The sequence below is a fragment of the Enterobacter cloacae complex sp. ECL411 genome, from assembly GCF_021869665.1.
GTDB lineage: Bacteria > Pseudomonadota > Gammaproteobacteria > Enterobacterales > Enterobacteriaceae > Enterobacter > Enterobacter intestinihominis.
The window spans coordinates 3,590,690-3,607,935 of sequence record NZ_CP091486.1 but is presented as its reverse complement, the minus strand read 5'-3'; the positions used below and the strand labels follow the sequence as shown (position 1 = coordinate 3,607,935).

Annotated in this window: 21 protein-coding genes and 1 other RNA gene; 10 read left to right on the top strand and 12 right to left on the bottom strand. The window is 51.0% G+C overall.

Annotation, left to right across the window (positions count from 1 at the left end):
* Positions 1–6: 6 nt before the first annotated feature.
* From L3069_RS17250 to L3069_RS17235, 4 genes are read right to left on the bottom strand one after another with little or no spacing between them, the layout of a single operon-like run.
* Positions 7–327 (bottom strand): DUF5375 domain-containing protein, encoded by a 321-nt coding sequence (locus tag L3069_RS17250; protein ID WP_063857657.1) that lies wholly within the window; start codon positions 325–327, stop codon positions 7–9.
* A complete protein-coding gene (locus tag L3069_RS17245; protein WP_017692848.1) occupies positions 324–551 on the bottom strand; it encodes a hypothetical protein in 228 nt (75 codons plus the stop codon). The genes L3069_RS17250 and L3069_RS17245 overlap by 4 nt, the downstream gene beginning before the upstream one ends.
* Positions 548–1,105 (bottom strand): host cell division inhibitor Icd-like protein, encoded by a 558-nt coding sequence (locus L3069_RS17240; RefSeq protein ID WP_032712334.1) that lies wholly within the window; start codon positions 1,103–1,105, stop codon positions 548–550. The genes L3069_RS17245 and L3069_RS17240 overlap by 4 nt, the downstream gene beginning before the upstream one ends.
* Positions 1,102–1,368 carry an AlpA family transcriptional regulator gene (locus L3069_RS17235; protein WP_023323954.1) on the bottom strand — a complete coding sequence of 89 codons (267 nt, stop codon included), beginning with the start codon at positions 1,366–1,368 and terminating at the stop codon, positions 1,102–1,104. The genes L3069_RS17240 and L3069_RS17235 overlap by 4 nt, the downstream gene beginning before the upstream one ends.
* A gap of 550 nt (positions 1,369–1,918) precedes the next feature.
* Between L3069_RS17235 and L3069_RS17230 the strand changes: the two genes are divergently transcribed.
* The 5 genes from L3069_RS17230 to L3069_RS17210 all read left to right on the top strand — a co-directional run bounded on the left by L3069_RS17230 (position 1,919) and on the right by L3069_RS17210 (position 6,092).
* A complete protein-coding gene (locus L3069_RS17230; protein ID WP_063958656.1) occupies positions 1,919–2,662 on the top strand; it encodes a hypothetical protein in 744 nt (247 codons plus the stop codon).
* Between the two features lie 2 nt (positions 2,663–2,664).
* Positions 2,665–2,883, top strand: a complete 219-nt coding sequence (locus L3069_RS17225; protein WP_063841625.1) for an ogr/Delta-like zinc finger family protein — start codon at positions 2,665–2,667, stop codon at positions 2,881–2,883.
* Between the two features lie 28 nt (positions 2,884–2,911).
* The gene (locus tag L3069_RS17220) at positions 2,912–3,475 is read left to right on the top strand and encodes a phage polarity suppression protein (RefSeq protein WP_063841624.1); all 564 of its coding nucleotides are present in this window, start codon (positions 2,912–2,914) and stop codon (positions 3,473–3,475) included.
* 719 nt (positions 3,476–4,194) lie between these two features.
* Positions 4,195–4,752: a hypothetical protein gene (locus L3069_RS17215; protein ID WP_100167795.1), complete on the top strand. Its 558-nt coding sequence runs from the start codon at positions 4,195–4,197 to the stop codon at positions 4,750–4,752.
* Positions 4,749–6,092, top strand: coding sequence for an adenylate/guanylate cyclase domain-containing protein (locus L3069_RS17210; RefSeq protein WP_058653196.1), 1,344 nt, complete (start codon positions 4,749–4,751; stop codon positions 6,090–6,092). The genes L3069_RS17215 and L3069_RS17210 overlap by 4 nt, the downstream gene beginning before the upstream one ends.
* A 43-nt stretch (positions 6,093–6,135) precedes the next feature.
* Here L3069_RS17210 and L3069_RS17205 read toward each other — a convergent pair whose 3' ends face one another.
* From L3069_RS17205 to smpB, 3 genes are all read right to left on the bottom strand, one after another.
* Positions 6,136–7,329 carry an integrase domain-containing protein gene (locus L3069_RS17205; protein WP_063857655.1) on the bottom strand — a complete coding sequence of 398 codons (1,194 nt, stop codon included), beginning with the start codon at positions 7,327–7,329 and terminating at the stop codon, positions 6,136–6,138.
* Between the two features lie 183 nt (positions 7,330–7,512).
* Positions 7,513–7,876, bottom strand: a transfer-messenger RNA (tmRNA) gene (gene ssrA, locus L3069_RS17200).
* Between the two features lie 89 nt (positions 7,877–7,965).
* Positions 7,966–8,448, bottom strand: coding sequence for an SsrA-binding protein SmpB (smpB, locus tag L3069_RS17195; protein ID WP_003863115.1), 483 nt, complete (start codon positions 8,446–8,448; stop codon positions 7,966–7,968).
* Between the two features lie 156 nt (positions 8,449–8,604).
* Here smpB and L3069_RS17190 point away from each other — a divergent pair, with 156 nt between their 5' ends.
* Both L3069_RS17190 and L3069_RS17185 read left to right on the top strand, forming a co-directional pair.
* Positions 8,605–9,042, top strand: coding sequence for a type II toxin-antitoxin system RatA family toxin (locus L3069_RS17190; RefSeq protein ID WP_003863117.1), 438 nt, complete (start codon positions 8,605–8,607; stop codon positions 9,040–9,042).
* The gene (locus tag L3069_RS17185) at positions 9,032–9,319 is read left to right on the top strand and encodes an RnfH family protein (RefSeq protein ID WP_003863119.1); all 288 of its coding nucleotides are present in this window, start codon (positions 9,032–9,034) and stop codon (positions 9,317–9,319) included. Before L3069_RS17190 ends, L3069_RS17185 begins: the two co-directional genes overlap by 11 nt.
* A 61-nt stretch (positions 9,320–9,380) precedes the next feature.
* Here L3069_RS17185 and bamE read toward each other — a convergent pair whose 3' ends face one another.
* The 3 genes from bamE to nadK all read right to left on the bottom strand — a co-directional run bounded on the left by bamE (position 9,381) and on the right by nadK (position 12,483).
* On the bottom strand, positions 9,381–9,719 hold the full coding sequence (bamE, locus tag L3069_RS17180) for an outer membrane protein assembly factor BamE (RefSeq protein ID WP_003863121.1): 339 nt from the start codon (positions 9,717–9,719) through the stop codon (positions 9,381–9,383).
* 138 nt (positions 9,720–9,857) lie between these two features.
* Positions 9,858–11,519, bottom strand: a complete 1,662-nt coding sequence (recN, locus tag L3069_RS17175) for a DNA repair protein RecN (RefSeq protein ID WP_022649071.1) — start codon at positions 11,517–11,519, stop codon at positions 9,858–9,860.
* An 85-nt stretch (positions 11,520–11,604) separates the two neighbouring features.
* Positions 11,605–12,483 carry an NAD(+) kinase gene (gene nadK / locus L3069_RS17170; RefSeq protein WP_022649070.1) on the bottom strand — a complete coding sequence of 293 codons (879 nt, stop codon included), beginning with the start codon at positions 12,481–12,483 and terminating at the stop codon, positions 11,605–11,607.
* A gap of 122 nt (positions 12,484–12,605) precedes the next feature.
* Here nadK and grpE point away from each other — a divergent pair, with 122 nt between their 5' ends.
* Positions 12,606–13,199 carry a nucleotide exchange factor GrpE gene (gene grpE / locus L3069_RS17165; RefSeq protein WP_003863126.1) on the top strand — a complete coding sequence of 198 codons (594 nt, stop codon included), beginning with the start codon at positions 12,606–12,608 and terminating at the stop codon, positions 13,197–13,199.
* A 52-nt stretch (positions 13,200–13,251) separates the two neighbouring features.
* Here the strand turns inward: grpE and L3069_RS17160 are convergent, their stop codons facing one another.
* Positions 13,252–14,538, bottom strand: a complete 1,287-nt coding sequence (locus tag L3069_RS17160) for an HlyC/CorC family transporter (RefSeq protein WP_026094274.1) — start codon at positions 14,536–14,538, stop codon at positions 13,252–13,254.
* Positions 14,539–14,557: 19 nt separating this feature from the next.
* Positions 14,558–15,349, bottom strand: coding sequence for an inner membrane protein YpjD (locus tag L3069_RS17155; RefSeq protein WP_014832951.1), 792 nt, complete (start codon positions 15,347–15,349; stop codon positions 14,558–14,560).
* 166 nt (positions 15,350–15,515) lie between these two features.
* Here L3069_RS17155 and ffh point away from each other — a divergent pair, with 166 nt between their 5' ends.
* Positions 15,516–16,877 (top strand): signal recognition particle protein, encoded by a 1,362-nt coding sequence (ffh, locus tag L3069_RS17150; RefSeq protein WP_003863132.1) that lies wholly within the window; start codon positions 15,516–15,518, stop codon positions 16,875–16,877.
* Positions 16,878–16,993: 116 nt separating this feature from the next.
* Complete coding sequence (gene rpsP, locus L3069_RS17145; RefSeq protein WP_022649067.1) at positions 16,994–17,242, top strand: 30S ribosomal protein S16; 249 nt, start codon at positions 16,994–16,996, stop codon at positions 17,240–17,242.
* Positions 17,243–17,246 lie beyond the last annotated feature (4 nt).

Sequence of the window (17,246 nt, the reverse complement as noted above, 5' to 3'; positions counted from 1 at the left end):
TCTCCCTCAGTGCACAACAGGCGATTGCATGTAACGGGCGCAGAGTTCATCCATCACGGCCAGCCCGAGAAAAGACAGCGACGGCGCGGCTTTGAGTGGTCCGGCTTCCATTAAATCTTCCAGCAGTGCACAGGCAATCTGGCGGCCTTTTTCCTCGCCGTGCTGGCGCAGGTAGAAGCCCTCCAGCTCGGCGGCAATGGCGTTTTCCAGCGCGTCGAGGGTGAGGTGCGGGTAGCGGCGCTGGCGTTCGCATACCGTCAGCCATGCACAGGCCACGGCGCGGCGATACAGCGCGGCGCGTAATACGGGGGGTAATGGCTTTTTCATACGTTGCCCTCCCCGGTCAGCCAGCGCTGATTGCAGCGCTCTACCACGCCGTCGAGCTGGGCGGTCATAAGGTAAATCACGGAGGTGAGCTGTGACTGCTGCGCAGGGTCACGACGAACGGTGGCGCAGTCCTGTACCTGCATCAGCTCGTTGACGAGCTGGCCGACGTTGCGCATGTGCTCAAGGCATTCGAGGTCACGGGCGGTAATGGTGGTGTGTCTCATGCACGCACCTCCGCAACCGGCAGACGGCCGGCAAACGAGAGGACGTAATCGCGAACAAGGGAACGACGTGCAGCGTGTTCATCACCGGCAACGGTGCGGAGCATACAGATACGGGGTTTACGGTCTGCACGACGAACGGCGGCAAACACAAAAACAAACTGCGGGTGTGACGGGGTGAGGATAGTAGCCATGATGGCAGCCTCCATTGAGTAGCGGTTACTGCTACCACCGGAAACGCCAATTTCACTGGTGGCAGCCCGAACGGGGTTGGCGTAACCGGCCTCAATGGATACCGGCCAGCCCGAAGGCTGCCCCGCCCGGACTACCATTATCTTGCTGGAACCATGGTGTATAAAAAGACACCACAGCCCGGAAAATGGGTGTGCCTGAGCTACGACGAAAAAAAAGACGCACGGCGCGTCTGGTGTCGCCATTGAGTTTCGCGGAACGCCAATTCCGGCTGTCGATTTTGCGACAGCGGGAAAACTATACCTGGAAACGGCGACAGGAAGCAAGCCAGAAAAAGGGTCTGTTTGCTGAACGGTCATCATCATGCGTCATAGCCCCGGTTGCGTTCGGCAATACGATCCGCCATCCATGCCGTGATTTCAGACTGCGCCCACGCCACGTTTTTGCCGCCCAGGCTGATTTGTTTCGGGAAAGCCTCGCGGCTAATGAGGTCGTAAATGGTTGACCGGGACAGGCCGCACAGATGCATCACTTCGGGCAGGCGGAGAAAGCGCTCCTGAACGGCATCAGAAACCGGCATCAGTGGGGTGGCAGGGGCAGAAGACGGGGAAGAAAAAGCGGTGTGCATCGGGCTACCTCATAAAGTCCATACAGTGCCGGTCATGTCCGTCCGGCCTCGGGTAGCTCTCTATTTTGTGAATATTTTCCCTCAGGGCAACAAGTCATTTTGCAGTACTTCACCACACAACAGACTGTTTTTTATACAGCGACAATCTCTGACAATGTTCTGGTATATCGTGGGTATCTTTTGGCACATTCTGGCACATCCATACATAACCAAAAGTGGTTAATAGCTTATTTTTTATTAATAAAAAATATATACACCTCCAGGAAAGTTCAGAAGATGGGTGAATAGTGGTGAACAGACGGTGAACAGTCAGACCCTCAACTGTTCACCCTTTATCTTACTGTATTACTTATATTTTTATTTAAGGTGAACAGTAGTGAACAGTTATATGTAAAAAAACAAACGATGAGTAAGGTTTTGCTGAGACCTTTATCTGGCAAGCCGGGTTTAAAGTGCTGTTTGTGCCAGAACTGCCACAACTGCAATGAATCGAGATGTTGTGTCATGAAGGGCAGAATCATTTCAGGTTGAATAAACGGAGAGCCTGAACATGAAACCCGAAACACTCATTACCGCCCTGCAAGACGTTGCCGCTCAGCGGTACGCAGAGAACAGCCAGCGCATCACCGACAAGCTGAGCGCATTCACTGCGGCAAGAGACACCCACGCGGCCAGCATGCAGGTTCTGAAAGAGATTGATACGTCCATTGAACGCTGTAAGCAGGAGCGGCAGACCGCCCTCGATGAGAGCACTGAGGCGGAGCAGGACTGGCGCAGCCGCTTTCGCACCCTGCGCGGCAGTCTCCCCCCTGAAATGAAGGCTGAGCACAGCAGGCGTATCGCCAGCCGCGAGCTGGCCGACGAGTTCACCGGTCTGATTGCGGAGCTGGAGACCGACCGGACACGCGCCATGCTGAATGCCTGCTCCACCGGCAATAAATACCTTTCAGCGCATGAAGATGCCTTTACCGCTTACGCCGGTGCGGAATGGGCTCAGGCTGTCAATGCGGTTCCTGTCGCCCTCATCCGCGCTTTCCTGCTGCGCATTCGTGCCCTCGAAATGAAGGGTGAAAGTGCCCCGCAGTCCGTGGCCACCGGCGAGCTGCGCGACGCGCTGAGCCGTCAGGGCAGCATGTATCACTTCGACATGACGCAGGAGCCTGTATTGTCCGTGACGGGCATGCACCGGCCGCAGATTACCGGCGTGGATACGGAGCTGTTACGCAGCCCTGCGAAGAGAATGATGCTTGCCAGAAAGCTGGCTGAAAATGGCGAGACAGAAGCGGAGGGGTAAGCATGTTTCACTGCCCGTTCTGCAAAACCAGCGCGCATTCCCGCACCAGTCGCTATCTGTCCGATAACGTCAAACAGCGCTATCACCAGTGCATGAACATCGAGTGCTCGGCCACGTTCCGTACGCTTGAATCCGTTGACGGTATTATCCGTTCACCGGTTACTGAGCCGCTTATCCCTGTACCCGCACCGGCGGCCACCGTTAACCGTGCCGGTGCGTGAGCACGGCCAGACATCAGGAGAGATATACGTGACCACACTGACGCTACAGAAAGCCTTTGAGGCCTGTCAGGCAAATAAATCCGCCTGGCTGCAACGCCGGGATGAACTGAAGCAGGCCGAACAGGCATACCGCGAACAACTTGCCGGTAACGGCCGCAGCGGCCGGAGCCTGCAAACCCTGCGCGAAATTATCGACGTGAAAAAGTGGGAAATAAATCAGGCTGCCGGGCGTTATATCCGCTCGCATGAGGAGGTGCAGCGAATCAGCATCCGTAACCGTCTGAATGATTTTATGCAGGCACATGGCGCGGAGCTGGCCGCCGCCCTTGCCCCGGAGCTGATGAATTATTCCAGGCAACATTCCGCCGTTCAGCGCTGCGCCATGCAGCACTCAGTTGACTATATGCGTGAGGCGCTACAGGTCTGGCTGACCGCCGGAGAAAAAATTAATTATTCGGCGCAGGATAATGACATTTTGACGGCCATCGGATTCAGACCTGACGCGGCCTCGCGCGATGATAATCGTGAAAAATTCACACCCGCACAGAACCTGAATTACACCCGCCGACGCGCAGAGCTGGCCGCGCAGTAGTCCTTTCAAAAATTCCCGAAAATCCCGCCTTTTTCCCCTAAAAAAGCCATGCATGCATAAGGTGCATGGTTTTGCATGCGTTTTACCGATACTGGAACCCCCGCCAGCGCCAGCACTGGCGCGCCCTGAGGCCGGTCATGCACCTGCATTAAATGCGCCCCCTTAAGCGGGCAGGCGGGGCGGGGAGAGCATTGCGCGCTGGCTGTAATTAGCGTATTTATTTTCTGCACCCTGAGCATGTTGCAGTTAGCTACTTGCTTCGGGCTGGCTATGGGGTTTAGGTTGACTAGTTCCCTCTGCTAATATGCCCTGTATAGCTTGAATCTGTACACATTTGCGAGAAAAGCGTCGCATGAATTGATCTGATGCGGTTACTGTAGAATACGCGTTTATCGTGAGGCTTGTTTTTAAAGTGTTTACAAACATAAGCGCTATTCTGGTTAAGTGTGAGGGAAAATTCTATTGACTTACTAATTGGACCTAAAAACTATAACCTTAGAATCTAAGATCATATAACTATTTGATATTTAAATTGTTTTTTTTTGAAGGTTTGGGTGGGTGCTTATAGCTAAATAAAGTTAGTTCCAAAACTTTTCATCATTTAATGATAAGAACTTGATAATTAGTGTCGAAAACGTCACAAAAATCTCTTAATTTCTATGCGAAACAATGTTAAAAATGTAAATTGATTCTATCAATGACTTAGGATAGCGATTGCTATGGATATCGAAAAAAATAAAGAAAAAATCAAGTTGCAATTTGATATTATAAAGAGGACTGATGGCTATATTGCCACCACCAATAATAAAGCAGCTTTACTCCTTGCTGTGAACGGAGCAACTGCAACAATAATATCTAACAAAGTGGGTGCATTTGCTGGATTGTTTCAGAAAAATGGATTATATACGATTGTTTTTTTTCTATTGTTGTTCATGACCGCTGTTTTTATTTTTATGTCAGTCTTACGTTCTCTCGGAAGCATTATGCCAAATATGAACGGCAGAAAAGGAAAAGGTGATTCTACTGAATCTAATGTTTCGTTTGTTTATATCTCCAGTAATAATAACGGCAAAGAATATTACAAAAAATATTTAGGCGAATCTGAAGATGGATTGCTACTGGATATGTGCGAGCAAAGTTTTATTTTAGCATATATTGCTAAACAAAAATTCTTATGTTTTAGTTCAGCTGTGAGTTGGATTAAACGAGCATATATATGCATCATACTTCTTGTTATATTTAAATTTATTGACTACGTAAACGGAGTTTTATTATGAGCTTTAAAGAGGTTACTGCTAAGAACTTCAAGGGATTGAGGAGTGTAACTTTAAAGAAGAAAATGGCAATGGATGGATATCTTCGCGTAGGTACGGAGGCCCGTTTAGGTGATGAGTTATCAGAGTCTTTTTCAACAAGTCCTAGTAACTTCATAGAGTATGACTATCAGAAAGAAGTAAGGCCTTTCTTTCAAAAGCCAGGTCTTAATGAACATAGTATTGGTACCCACCCCGAATTGACTGGTTTAAATGGTGTAGGGGCAATCCATAGCCAATATATAGTGACTATGTTTATTGACATACGTAAAAGTTCAAGGTTGTCTCTGCTACTTCCGTTAGAACAGGCATATGTAGTTAAAAATAGGATATTACAAGCATGCATAGATATTGTTAGAGCGCTCGATGGTTATCCTCATCGCCTTATGGGGGATGCATTGATGGCCTTCTTTGGACGTTCTGATATAAGCAAAGAAGATGCAATTGCAGATGCAATAAATGCAGCTTCAACCTTGAGACTTATATTGATGGACTACATATTCCCTTCGCTAAATGAAGACATTGGAGAGAAGATTGATTTGGGAGTAAGAATTGGATTGGATTATGGGTCTGAAGAAGAGGTTATTTGGGGGAATTTTGGCTTAGGTGAGTCTTGCGAAGTGACTGCTTTGGGACTACCTGTTGATATGACAGCAAAACTACAGCAATTGGCTGATAAAAATACAGCAATGCTAGGGCAAGGGATATTAGATTATATTGACTTCCCCGAGGAATATACAAAGCCCAAAATAAAAGCCGGAGAAGAGTTAAAGTATATTATCCCAAATATAACAAATAAAGAAGGAAAACCAATAAATCGACGTATTAGATTGTTGAATATGGCTAATTATCAAGACCTATTACCATTTAAACTGAATGATAAAAAAATGGCTTCTGCAGTATTACATCCAAATCATTTTACATTTGAATGTTTTGTTGTTGAAGATGATAGGGAGGTTCTCTATAGCTCTGTTTCACGCTTTTTACCAAAGGAACGTAGCTTAAAATTTAAATTAAAAATATATCCCGGGCTTGGTAAGCTAAATATCATTTTCTGTAAAAGAAATCATGGGCAAGAAGCTAAAGACGATCTTTCTGAAGATTATTCTATTCGTATAGTTGATGATGAATTGGTTAAAGTAAAAAATGCTTCGCATTTATCTCTATTAAAAGAAAATGAATGTCTTGAAGTATCTTTGCCTGAAGGGACTTCATTTAGAGGGCTTCATACCATGGAAGTGATTGTAAAGGGCGAAAATGACACGCTGTATTATCGTAATATAATTGGTGTTTATATAAAATGATTCCAAAGGCAGCCATTTATGGCTGCCTTTTCCATTGTAGGTATTACATTTTTACTTTGACGACCTTTCCCCACCAAATCATCAAGTCTATTCGCTGTTCAATATAAGTTGAACGATTGTATGCTCTACGAACTTCATTTTTATCACTGTGAGCAAGTGCTGCTTCGATAACGTCAGGATTAAAACCTGCTTCATTTAGCGCGGTGCTTGCTATAGAACGTAATCCATGAGCGACAAGTTTTCCCCCGTAACCGATGCGTTTGAGTGCGGCATTAGCTGTTTGGCTGTTCATCGGTTGTTTCGGATCGTTCCTACTTGGGAAAACATGTTCTCGATTTGCGCTAATAGGCTCCATCACTTCCAAAATCTCTAAAGCCTGAGGTGAAAGGGGAACAATGTGCTCGCGCTTAGCTTTCATCCGCTCTGCTGGAATTGTCCATAACTTTGCATCGACATCTATCTCCGCCCATCGAGCGCCAGAAGCTTCTGAAGGGCGAACAAGGGTCAGGAGTTGCCACTCAATAAGGCAGCGAGTCGGAACAGACAGATTCGACATGACCAGAGAACGCATCAGCTTAGGTAATTCTTCTGGTCGTAGTGTGGGCATGTTCTGCTTTTTGGGTTTCTCAAATGCCATTCCAACCCCTGATGCCGGGTTAGCATCAATCAGGCCGGTGTTAACTGCGTAAATCATTATTTCGTTAATGCGCTGGACCAAGCGACGAACAGTCTCTAATGCGCCGCGTGCTTTGATTGGTTCCAATGCTTCAACTATCGTTCTGGCCTTAATCTCCTGAACAGGTATCGCGCCTATTACTGGGAATACGTCTTTATCTAGAGAACGCCAAATATCTTTCGCGTAGTCCTCTGTGACGCTTTTGCTCTTCATTTTGAACCAGTTGGCGGCCACAGTTGAGAAAATGCTATCCAGCTCAATCTGACGTTGCTCTGATGCTTGCTCTTGCTGCTGTTGTGGATCCATCCCCTGCGCGAGTGTAGCCAAATGTTGGTCACGTATCTGGCGAGCTGCTGCGAGTGTAAGGGCAGGATATGAGCCGAGGCTCAAATTGGTTCGACTGCCACTGGCTGGGCGTTGATAGCGGAAGCGCCAGAGTTTTTTACCGGTTGTTTTGACGAGCAAGAACAGGCCATCACCATCATGAAGGGTGAAGTCTTTTTCACGGGGTTTAGCTTTGAGGATTTCGTTGTTAGTGAGAGGGCGTGTGATGCGCGCCATGCCTGGCTCCCTTCCATAATTGGTACACGTTTAATGGATAACAGTATAGCGTGTACCTAAACGTGTACCAATTTTCTCTGGATTTAGCCGGATGTATTCGGACAACGACAGACACAAAAAAGCCCGCAGGGCTTGTGCCGTGCGGGCTTTCTGTACTTCACCGGACGTATCCGGATCATTATTTGGTGGAGCTGGCGGGAGTTGAACCCGCGTCCGAAATTTCTACATCCTCGGTACTACATGCTTAGTTTGTCTTTACATTCGCACGCCAGCTGCGGACAAACACGCCACTAACGAACTAGCCTGATTAGTTTTAACGCTTCAACCCCAGGCAGGGTTTCCACGCGATCTCTTTTGGGTTTGACCTCTCTTTGATCCCCGTCTTAAGAGCGGAAGCTAGGGAGAGAGGGCTCTTAGCAGGTTATTAAGCTGCTAAAGCGTAGTTTTCGTCGTTTGCGACTATTTTTTTGCGGCTTTTAACGAGGCAAACCGCCCCTCGGCATGCACCTTGGGTTTCGCAAATCCCGTCGAATCCAGAATCAGCCCCAATAGTGTTGAACTCAGTATACCAGATTTCACTTCCTCGATACCAGCCCGAAACGCTAACTTATTGAATAGTACAATAAGCGCGCAGAATCAACGTCCTGCGTTTTTCATGATACGTGCTTTGTCGAGCTGCCACTCGCGTGCTTTCAGGTCAGTACGCTTGTCGTGCTGTTTCTTACCTTTCGCCACTCCGATTTTCACTTTGCACCAGGCGTTTTTCCAGTACAAAGAGAGCGCAACTACGGTGAAGCCTTCGCGGTTGATGCGTCCGTAGAGGGATTCCAGCTCGCGCTTGTTCAGCAGCAGCTTACGGGTGCGGGTAGGATCGCAAACGTAATGTGAAGAGGCGACGGTCAGCGGCGTAAAGTTCGCGCCGAACAGGAAGGCCTCACCGTCTTTCAGGATCACGTAGCTGTCGCCGATATTGGCTTTCCCGGCACGCAGCGATTTTACTTCCCAGCCCTGCAACGCAAGGCCGGCCTCGAATTCTTCTTCGATGAAATACTCGTGGCGAGCACGCTTGTTGAGCGCAATGGTCGCCGAACCAGGTTTATGTGCTTTTTTCTTCGTCATAAGTGTCGTAAAGCCGTCGGTAATCTGATTTTAAAAAGTCACCTCATTGCGTCCTGTGAGGTCTAACGCGCTATCTTAGCACGAGATAAGGCTTAGCGTTTTTTTAACAGGTGATAAATGTTATTATTTGTCTGTTGTGTGACCATGGAAAATGCTATGCCTCAGATTAGCCGTACTGCGCTTGTTCCCTACAGCGCGGAACAAATGTATCAGTTAGTGAACGACGTTCAGTCCTATCCGGAATTTATTCCAGGATGCACCGGTAGCCGGGTGCTGGAATCCGGCCCGACTCAGATGACTGCGGCCGTGGATGTCTCCAAAGCGGGGATCAGCAAAACGTTCACCACGCGCAATACCCTGACGAGCAATCAGAGTATTTTGATGCATCTGGTGGATGGTCCGTTTAAAAAACTGATGGGAGGGTGGAAGTTTACGCCACTGAGCGCTGACGCCTGCCGCATTGAGTTTCATCTGGATTTTGAATTTACCAATAAGCTGATCGAACTGGCGTTTGGCCGAATCTTTAAAGAGCTGGCCTCGAATATGGTTCAGGCGTTCACCACGCGCGCCAAAGAGGTTTACAGTGTCGCATAAGATTGCTGTTGAGGTGGTGTATGCGCTGCCGGAGAAGCAGTATTTGCAGCGCGTGACGCTTGAAGAGGGCGCCACCGTTGAGGCGGCTATCCGGGCCTCCGGCATCCTTGAACTTCGCCGTGATATTGACCTGGCGAAGAATAAAGTCGGCATTTATAGCCGTCCGGTTAAGCTCGGTGATGTGCTGAAAGAGGGCGACAGGGTTGAAATCTATCGTCCGCTGATTGCCGACCCGAAAGAGTTGCGCCGTCAGCGAGCAGAGAAATCCGGTAAGTAGCCAAATAAACATACACAAAAAAGGTGCTCATTGAGCACCTTTTTGCGTTGCTGGCGCCTGATTATTTGGTCAGGGCAGGCTTGTTGTCGATGTTGGTCAGCACGCCGGCACTGCTGAAGGTCAGCGTCAGGGTTTGCTGGGTCACATCTTCATGACCAGGCTGCTGGCGGAATACATAGAACCACGTATTTGTGCCGAACGGATCAGACATCATCGGGGTTCCCAGGGCATAAGCGACCTGCTGTTGTGTCATACCTACGCGGATTTTGGACACATCGTTAGGAGTAAGGTAGTTCCCCTGGTTGATGTCAGGACGGTAAACCACTTTCTCCAGAGTGGAACAGCCTGCGGTCAACATCAGAAGAACCGCTGCGGCAGCGGTCAGCGTTTTACAGCGCATAGTGATTTGATTCCTTTTCGGGCCCGAGCAGTACGCGGCTCATATGTAATATGCCGATGATAATAGACCTTGCCCCACTTTGAAACTGGTCTGGCGGCGTTTTTGTTGTTCTGTATGACCCTAAGATCCCGAAAAAGTTTATGCCGCCAGCAGTTCTTTCGCATTCGCGAGCGTATTACGGGTGACTTCACTGCCCCCCAGCAGGCGTGCCAGCTCCTGCAAGCGTGAGCGTTTATCCAGCGGCTTCATGTGCGTTTCCGTCATTTCGCCATCGGTTTCCTTGCTAACAATAAAGTGGTGATGACCACAGCCGGCGACCTGCGGCAGGTGAGTCACACACATAACCTGCGTCGATTCACCCAACTGACGCAGCAGTTTGCCGACAACGGCCGCGGTCGGGCCGCTGATACCCACATCCACTTCATCGAAAATCAACGCCGGGGTTTCCATTTTACGGGCGGTAATCACCTGAATGGCCAGGGCGATACGCGACAGTTCACCGCCAGAAGCCACTTTCGAAATCGCCTGTAAAGGCTGGCCCGGGTTGGTGGTGACGCGGAATTCTACGCGGTCTGCGCCTTCCGCCGTCAGGTGATGCTCTTCAAAGCGAACATCAATAGTGAACACCCCATGCGGCATCGCCAGCGTATGCATGCTGTCGGTAATATGCTGGCTAAGCTCCAGAGCATAGTGCTGTCGCACGTCGTGCAGCCGTTTCGCCGTTTCCAGCGCCTGCTGATGATGCAGATTAACCGCCAGAGACAAGGTTTCGAGGGAATCGGCCTGATCGTCCAGCTGCTGCTGTTCCTCCAGCAGAGACTGATAGTAATTCGGCAGCTCTTCCGGGGTAACGTGATGCTTACGCGCCAGTGAAATCTGACGGGAGATGCGTTGCTCAAGCTCGAACAGACGGTTCGGGTCGAGATCCAGACGTTCACAGTAGTGGCGCAGCTCATCCCCGGCTTCTGAAATCTGAATCGCGGCTTCTTCCAGCATTTCCAATACGCCAGAAAGCTTATTGTCCATGCCGGTCAGTTCGGTAACAAGCTGACGCACGGTATACAGCTGGCTCTGCAAATTCACGTCTTCGCCATCCGCCAGCATGTTCAGGGCATTCTGGCTGATGGAAAGCAGCTGACCACTGTTGGCCAGACGCTTGTACTCCTCGTCGATTTGCTCAAATTCACCCGCCTGAGGGTTAAATTCGTTCAGCTCTTTCAACTGATATTCCAGCAGCTCGGCGCGCGCGGTACGCTCCTGGCTTTGCTGTTGATGCTGCGCAAGTTCGCGGCAGCTTTGATGCCACTGACGATAGTGCTCCGCCATGAGTTGAGTAAGCGCGTACTCACCCGCGTAGCCATCGAGCAGGGCTTTCTGCTGTTCGGGTTTGATTAGCTGCTGGTGCGCGTGCTGACCATGGATCTGGATGAGCAGCTGGCCCAGCTCGCGAAGCTGGGAAAGAGGAACCGCTGTACCATTGATAAAACCGCGGGAGCGGCCGTCACTGCTGATAACGCGACGAAGTAAACACTCACGTCCATCTTCCAGCTGGTTCGCTTCCAGCCAGCGCAGGGCGGCAGGCGTGTCTTTTAACGAGAAGCGGGCGCAGAGATCGGCACGGGCCGCACCTGTGCGCACCATATCACCCTCTGCACGACCGCCGAGGCACAAGCCGAGGGCATCAATGGCAATGGATTTACCTGCACCGGTTTCACCGGTAATCGCCGTCATTCCACTATGGAAGTCGATCTCAAGCTCACGAACAATGGCAAAGTTGCTGATGGTCAGTTGTGCCAGCATAATTGTTTTCCTGTATGAAAAACCATAACTGTGTTTGTATACAGTATAAACTGGTTTTATATACAGTAAAGCGCTGGATGTAAAATCAGAACAATTTTTTTGACCAGCCGAGTTTTGAGCTTAATGTATTGAAATAACTGTAATCTTTTGGATGGATAAGGTTCAGGTGATAATCGCAGCGGCGAATGAGGACATCTTCTCCTTCCTGAATGGGAAGCGCAATCTGGCTGTCGCAGCTGATCTCCAGGTCGCTGCGGCGATGGGAAAAACGCAGGCGGATGGTGCTGTCGCCGTTGATCACCAGCGGACGCGCCGAGAGCGTATGCGGGAACATCGGCACCAGGGTGATCGCATCCAGCGAGGGCGTCAGGATTGGGCCTCCGGCTGAAAGCGAGTAGGCAGTTGACCCCGTCGGGGTTGAAATAATCAGCCCGTCAGAGCGCTGCGAGAAAGCGAAGATTTCGTCGATATAGACTTCGAACTCGATCATGTGCGCCACTTTACCAGGGTGGAGAACCACCTCGTTAATAGCGGTGCTGATGCGCTTCTGGCAATCCTGCTGGCAGACCTGGGCTTCAAGTAAAAACCGTTTTTCACTGATATAGTGACCTTCCAGCACGTCCGCCAGCTGCTGTTGCGCATTGTCCGGGTCGAGGTCGGTCAGGAAACCAAGATTGCCACGGTTAATACCAATAACCTTAATATCATAGCGAGCCAGCGTTCGCGCCGCGCCCAGCATATTGCCGTCGCCGCCGACCACCACGGCGAGATCCGCCTGCTGGCCAATTTCCGCCAGCGTGCCGGTTCTGACGCTTTTAAGCTGCAACTCCTGGGCGATCTGCTGCTCGACCATCACTTCATAGCCTTTACCACACAGCCAGCGATACAACATTTCATGTGTCGTCAATGCGGTAGGGTGACGCGGATGGCCGACGATCCCAATACACCTGAAATGATTATTCATTTTCTGGAGGTCCTTGTGCCTGATGAATGATGACAATCTGCCTTGTTCCCTTGAATCCAGGAAACTGATCCCCATAATAAGCGAAGTTAGCGAGATGAATGCAGAAAAACGCGGAGAAATTCATGAGTAGTAAAGAACAGAAAACGCCTGAGGGGCAAGCCCCTGAAGAAATTATCACGGAACAGCACGATGAAGTTGAGGCAGTAGAGCCAGACACGTCTGCTGAGCAGGTGGACCCGCGCGATGAAAAAATTGCCAATCTGGAAGCTCAGTTGGTAGAAGCGCAGAATCGCGAACGCGATGGCGTACTGCGTATCAAAGCGGAAATGGAAAACCTGCGCCGTCGTACCGAGCTGGACGTTGAAAAGGCGCACAAATTTGCGCTGGAGAAATTCGTCAACGAACTGCTTCCGGTGATCGACAGCCTGGATCGCGCGCTGGAAGTGGCGGATAAAGCTAATCCGGATAATGCGGCGATGATTGAAGGCATCGAGCTGACGCTGAAATCCATGCTGGATGTGGTGCGTAAGTTCGGTGTTGAAGTGATTGCCGATACGGATGTACCACTGGATCCAAACGTTCACCAGGCCATTGCGATGGTGGAATCCGAAGACGTTGCCGCGGGTAACGTGCTGGGCGTGATGCAGAAAGGGTATACCCTGAACGGTCGTACTATTCGCGCTGCGATGGTGACCGTGGCGAAAGCGAAAGCGTAATTTGCCGACCCGTAGTGCCGGGTGGCGGCTTCGCCTTACCCGGCCTACAACATTACTCGGCGATACTTTCGCGTAAAGGTTTAACGGGCAGGACCTTCACCTGCTTAATCATATTGTCCTGAACGTCCAGAATATCAATATCATACTGCTCAATGCGCACGCGCGTGCCTGCCGCCGGGATCTCTTCCAGCGCTTCCAGGATCATTCCGTTCATCGTCCGCGCTTCGTCTTCCGGCAAATGCCAGTTAAACGCTTTATTGATTTCACGAATGTTGGCGCTGCCGTCGATAAGCACTGACCCGTCGTTTTGCGGGGTGACTTCTTCTGCAAGGGAAGGCGACATTGACGTGGTAAAGTCCCCGACAATCTCTTCCAGAATATCTTCGACCGTCACCAGTCCCTGTATGTCGCCGTATTCATCCACCACCAGACCGACTTTCTTCTTGTTTCGCTGGAACTTCACCAGCTGCGTGCTGAGTGGGGTGCCTTCCGGCACGTAGTAAATTTCGTCGGCGGCGCGCAGCATCACCTCTTTGGTGAACTCGTTTTTCTCAGTCATCAGACGATAGGCCTCGCGCACACGCAGCATGCTGATGGCATCGTCGAGAGAATCGCGATAGAGGACGATACGCCCGTGCGGGGAGTGCGTCAGCTGGCGGACAATGGCCTTCCAGTCGTCGTTAATATCAATCCCGACGATTTCATTGCGCGGCACCATGATGTCGTCAACGCTGACCTTTTCCAGATCCAGCACCGACAGGAGCATGTCCTGATTGCGACGGGAGATCTGCGAGCGGGATTCGTTCACGATGGTACGCAGTTCGTCTTTGCTGAGCGCGCTACTGATGGTGACGTCTGCCTTTATACCAACCATGCGCATCAGCACCCGTGTCACCATATTCAGCAGCCAGACCAGCGGCATCATCAGAATAAGCAGCGGTGCTAACAGGAAACTGCTCGGGTAGGCGACTTTTTCCGGGTAAAGCGCCGCGATGGTTTTGGGCAGCACTTCCGCAAACACCAGTACCACAAACGTGAGCACACCTGTGGCAATCGCCACGCCTGCGTTGCCGTACAGACGCATCCCGACGATGGTGCCCAGTGCAGAGGCGAGAATATTGACCAGGTTGTTACCGATAAGCACCAGGCTAATCAGACGGTCCGGCTTACGCAGAAGCTTTTCGACACGACGCGCGGCACGGTTACCCTGCTTGGCGCGATGACGTAACCGGTAGCGGTTCAGCGTCATCATGCCGGTTTCAGAGCCAGAGAAATAAGCGGAGATGACCACCATGATGACCAGAATGACGATCAGCGTGGTGGTAGAGATGTGTTCCAGGGGGAACTCCTTTTGTTACTTAGCCAGCAAATTGCTGTATGAAGCGGCTACCAAAATAGGCAAGCGTGAGAATGCCCGCACCCGCAACGTTAAACCAGACCACGCGACGACCGCGCCAGCCTTCATGATAATGGCCCCATAACAGGACAATATAGACAAACCACGCGATGATGGAGAGGACCGCTTTATCGATATTCTCCACGCTGAACAGGTTCTTCATATAAAACAAGCCCGTGCACAGCGTCAGCGTCAGCAAAACCACGCCGACCTGGGTGATGTGGAACATCTTACGCTCAATCACCATCAGCGGCGGCATTTCATGGTTAAACGCCAGCTTTTTATTTTTCAGCTGGTAGTCGATCCAGGCGAGCTGCATGGCGTAAAGGGCGGCGATGATCAGCGTCGCGTAGGAGAACAGCGACAGGCCAATATGCACCAGCATCCCCGGCGTGGCTTCCAAGTGAGTAATAAACTCATTGGGCATGAACGTGGCTAACGCCAGGTTGATCAGCGCAAAGGCGTAGACTATCGGCAGCAGCAGCCAGCCACGATTTTTAGACGCGACAATGGTCATGACCGTACAGATCATCAGGCTGACCAGCGAGCCGACGTTCAGCACGCTCAGATTTTGCACGCTGCCGTCGCCGGGAATGATGCGTGATTCCAGCGCAAACGCATGGCTAATCAGTGCGATCACTGCCGAAAGAATAGCCATGCGCCGCCAGCCGCTGTTTTTTTGCAGCAGGCCAGGAATGATCAGCGCGAGGCTGACAGAGTAGGCAACAAGGGCGATCAGTGCGAAAACAGGCATATAGGCGTCGACAGTTGTCTTAATAAGAAAGAGAAGCAGTATAACGTTACGTGACGCCTGCTCCAACCGTTGCATAACAACAAAGGCGCCTTCATGTTATACTCCGGCAAAATTCTGTGTATGTGTCGCCCAGGCGACCTAACGTTTCTACCCCAGGCGAGAGACAATGTTTGATAATTTAACCGATCGTTTGTCGCGCACGCTGCGCAACATCAGCGGCCGTGGACGCCTCACCGAAGAGAACATCAAGGAAACGCTGCGCGAAGTGCGCATGGCGCTGCTGGAAGCAGACGTTGCGTTGCCGGTCGTGCGTGATTTTATCAACCGCGTGAAAGAGAAAGCGGTTGGTCATGAAGTTAACAAGAGCCTGACTCCGGGTCAGGAGTTCGTCAAAATCGTCCGTAACGAGCTGGTTTCGGCGATGGGCGAAGAGAATCAGGTGCTTAACCTGGCGGCTCAGCCACCGGCCGTCGTGCTGATGGCGGGTCTGCAAGGTGCGGGTAAAACCACCAGCGTCGGTAAGCTGGGGAAATTCCTGCGCGAAAAGCACAAGAAAAAAGTGCTGGTGGTTTCGGCGGACGTGTATCGCCCGGCGGCGATCAAACAGCTGGAAACGCTGGCCGAGCAGGTTGGCGTAGACTTCTTCCCGTCCGACGTGGCGCAGAAGCCTGTTGACATCGTTAACGCGGCGCTGAAAGAGGCGAAGCTGAAATTCTACGACGTGCTGCTGGTGGATACCGCCGGTCGACTGCACGTTGACGAAGCGATGATGGACGAAATCAAGCAGGTTCATGCTTCTATCAATCCGGTAGAGACCCTGTTTGTTGTCGACGCCATGACCGGTCAGGATGCGGCGAACACCGCGAAAGCGTTTAACGAAGCCCTGCCGTTAACCGGCGTGGTGCTGACCAAAGTCGACGGCGACGCTCGCGGCGGTGCGGCGCTGTCTATTCGTCATATCACCGGTAAGCCAATTAAGTTCCTCGGCGTGGGCGAGAAAACCGAAGCGCTGGAGCCGTTCCACCCGGATCGTATTGCCTCCCGTATCCTCGGCATGGGCGACGTGCTGTCGCTGATCGAAGATATCGAAAGCAAGGTTGACCGCGCGCAGGCTGAAAAACTCGCCAGCAAGCTGAAAAAAGGTGACGGTTTCGATCTGACCGACTTCCTTGAGCAACTGCGTCAGATGAAAAACATGGGCGGTATGGCAAGCCTGATGGGTAAACTGCCGGGTATGGGGCAGATCCCGGACAACGTCAAATCCCAGATGGATGACAAAGTGCTGGTGCGTATGGAGGCAATCATCAACTCGATGACGCTGAAAGAGCGCGCGAAGCCAGAAATCATCAAAGGTTCCCGCAAGCGCCGTATCGCAGCCGGTTGCGGCATGCAGGTCCAGGACGTTAACCGCCTTCTGAAACAGTTCGACGACATGCAGCGCATGATGAAGAAAATGAAGAAAGGCGGCATGGCGAAGATGATGCGCGGCATGAAAGGCATGATGCCGCCCGGTTTTCCTGGGCGATAATCGCTTTTGAGATTGCTTTTTGCCCGAAAATGAGTAAAATTTTCGGGCTTTTAATATGACACCCGGGCTCCGTTCCTCGATGGGGCCCGGTTGTTTTATTCACACAAGAGGATGTTATGGTAACTATTCGTTTAGCACGTCACGGCGCTAAAAAGCGTCCGTTCTACCAGGTTGTTGTGACTGACAGCCGTAATGCACGCAACGGTCGCTTCATTGAGCGCGTTGGTTTCTTCAACCCACTGGCCTCTGGCGCAGAAGAAGAAACTCGTCTGGATCTGGATCGTATCGCTCACTGGGTTGGCCAGGGCGCTACTGTTTCCGATCGCGTTGCTACGCTGATCAAAGCAGCAAACAAAGCAGCTTAATCTG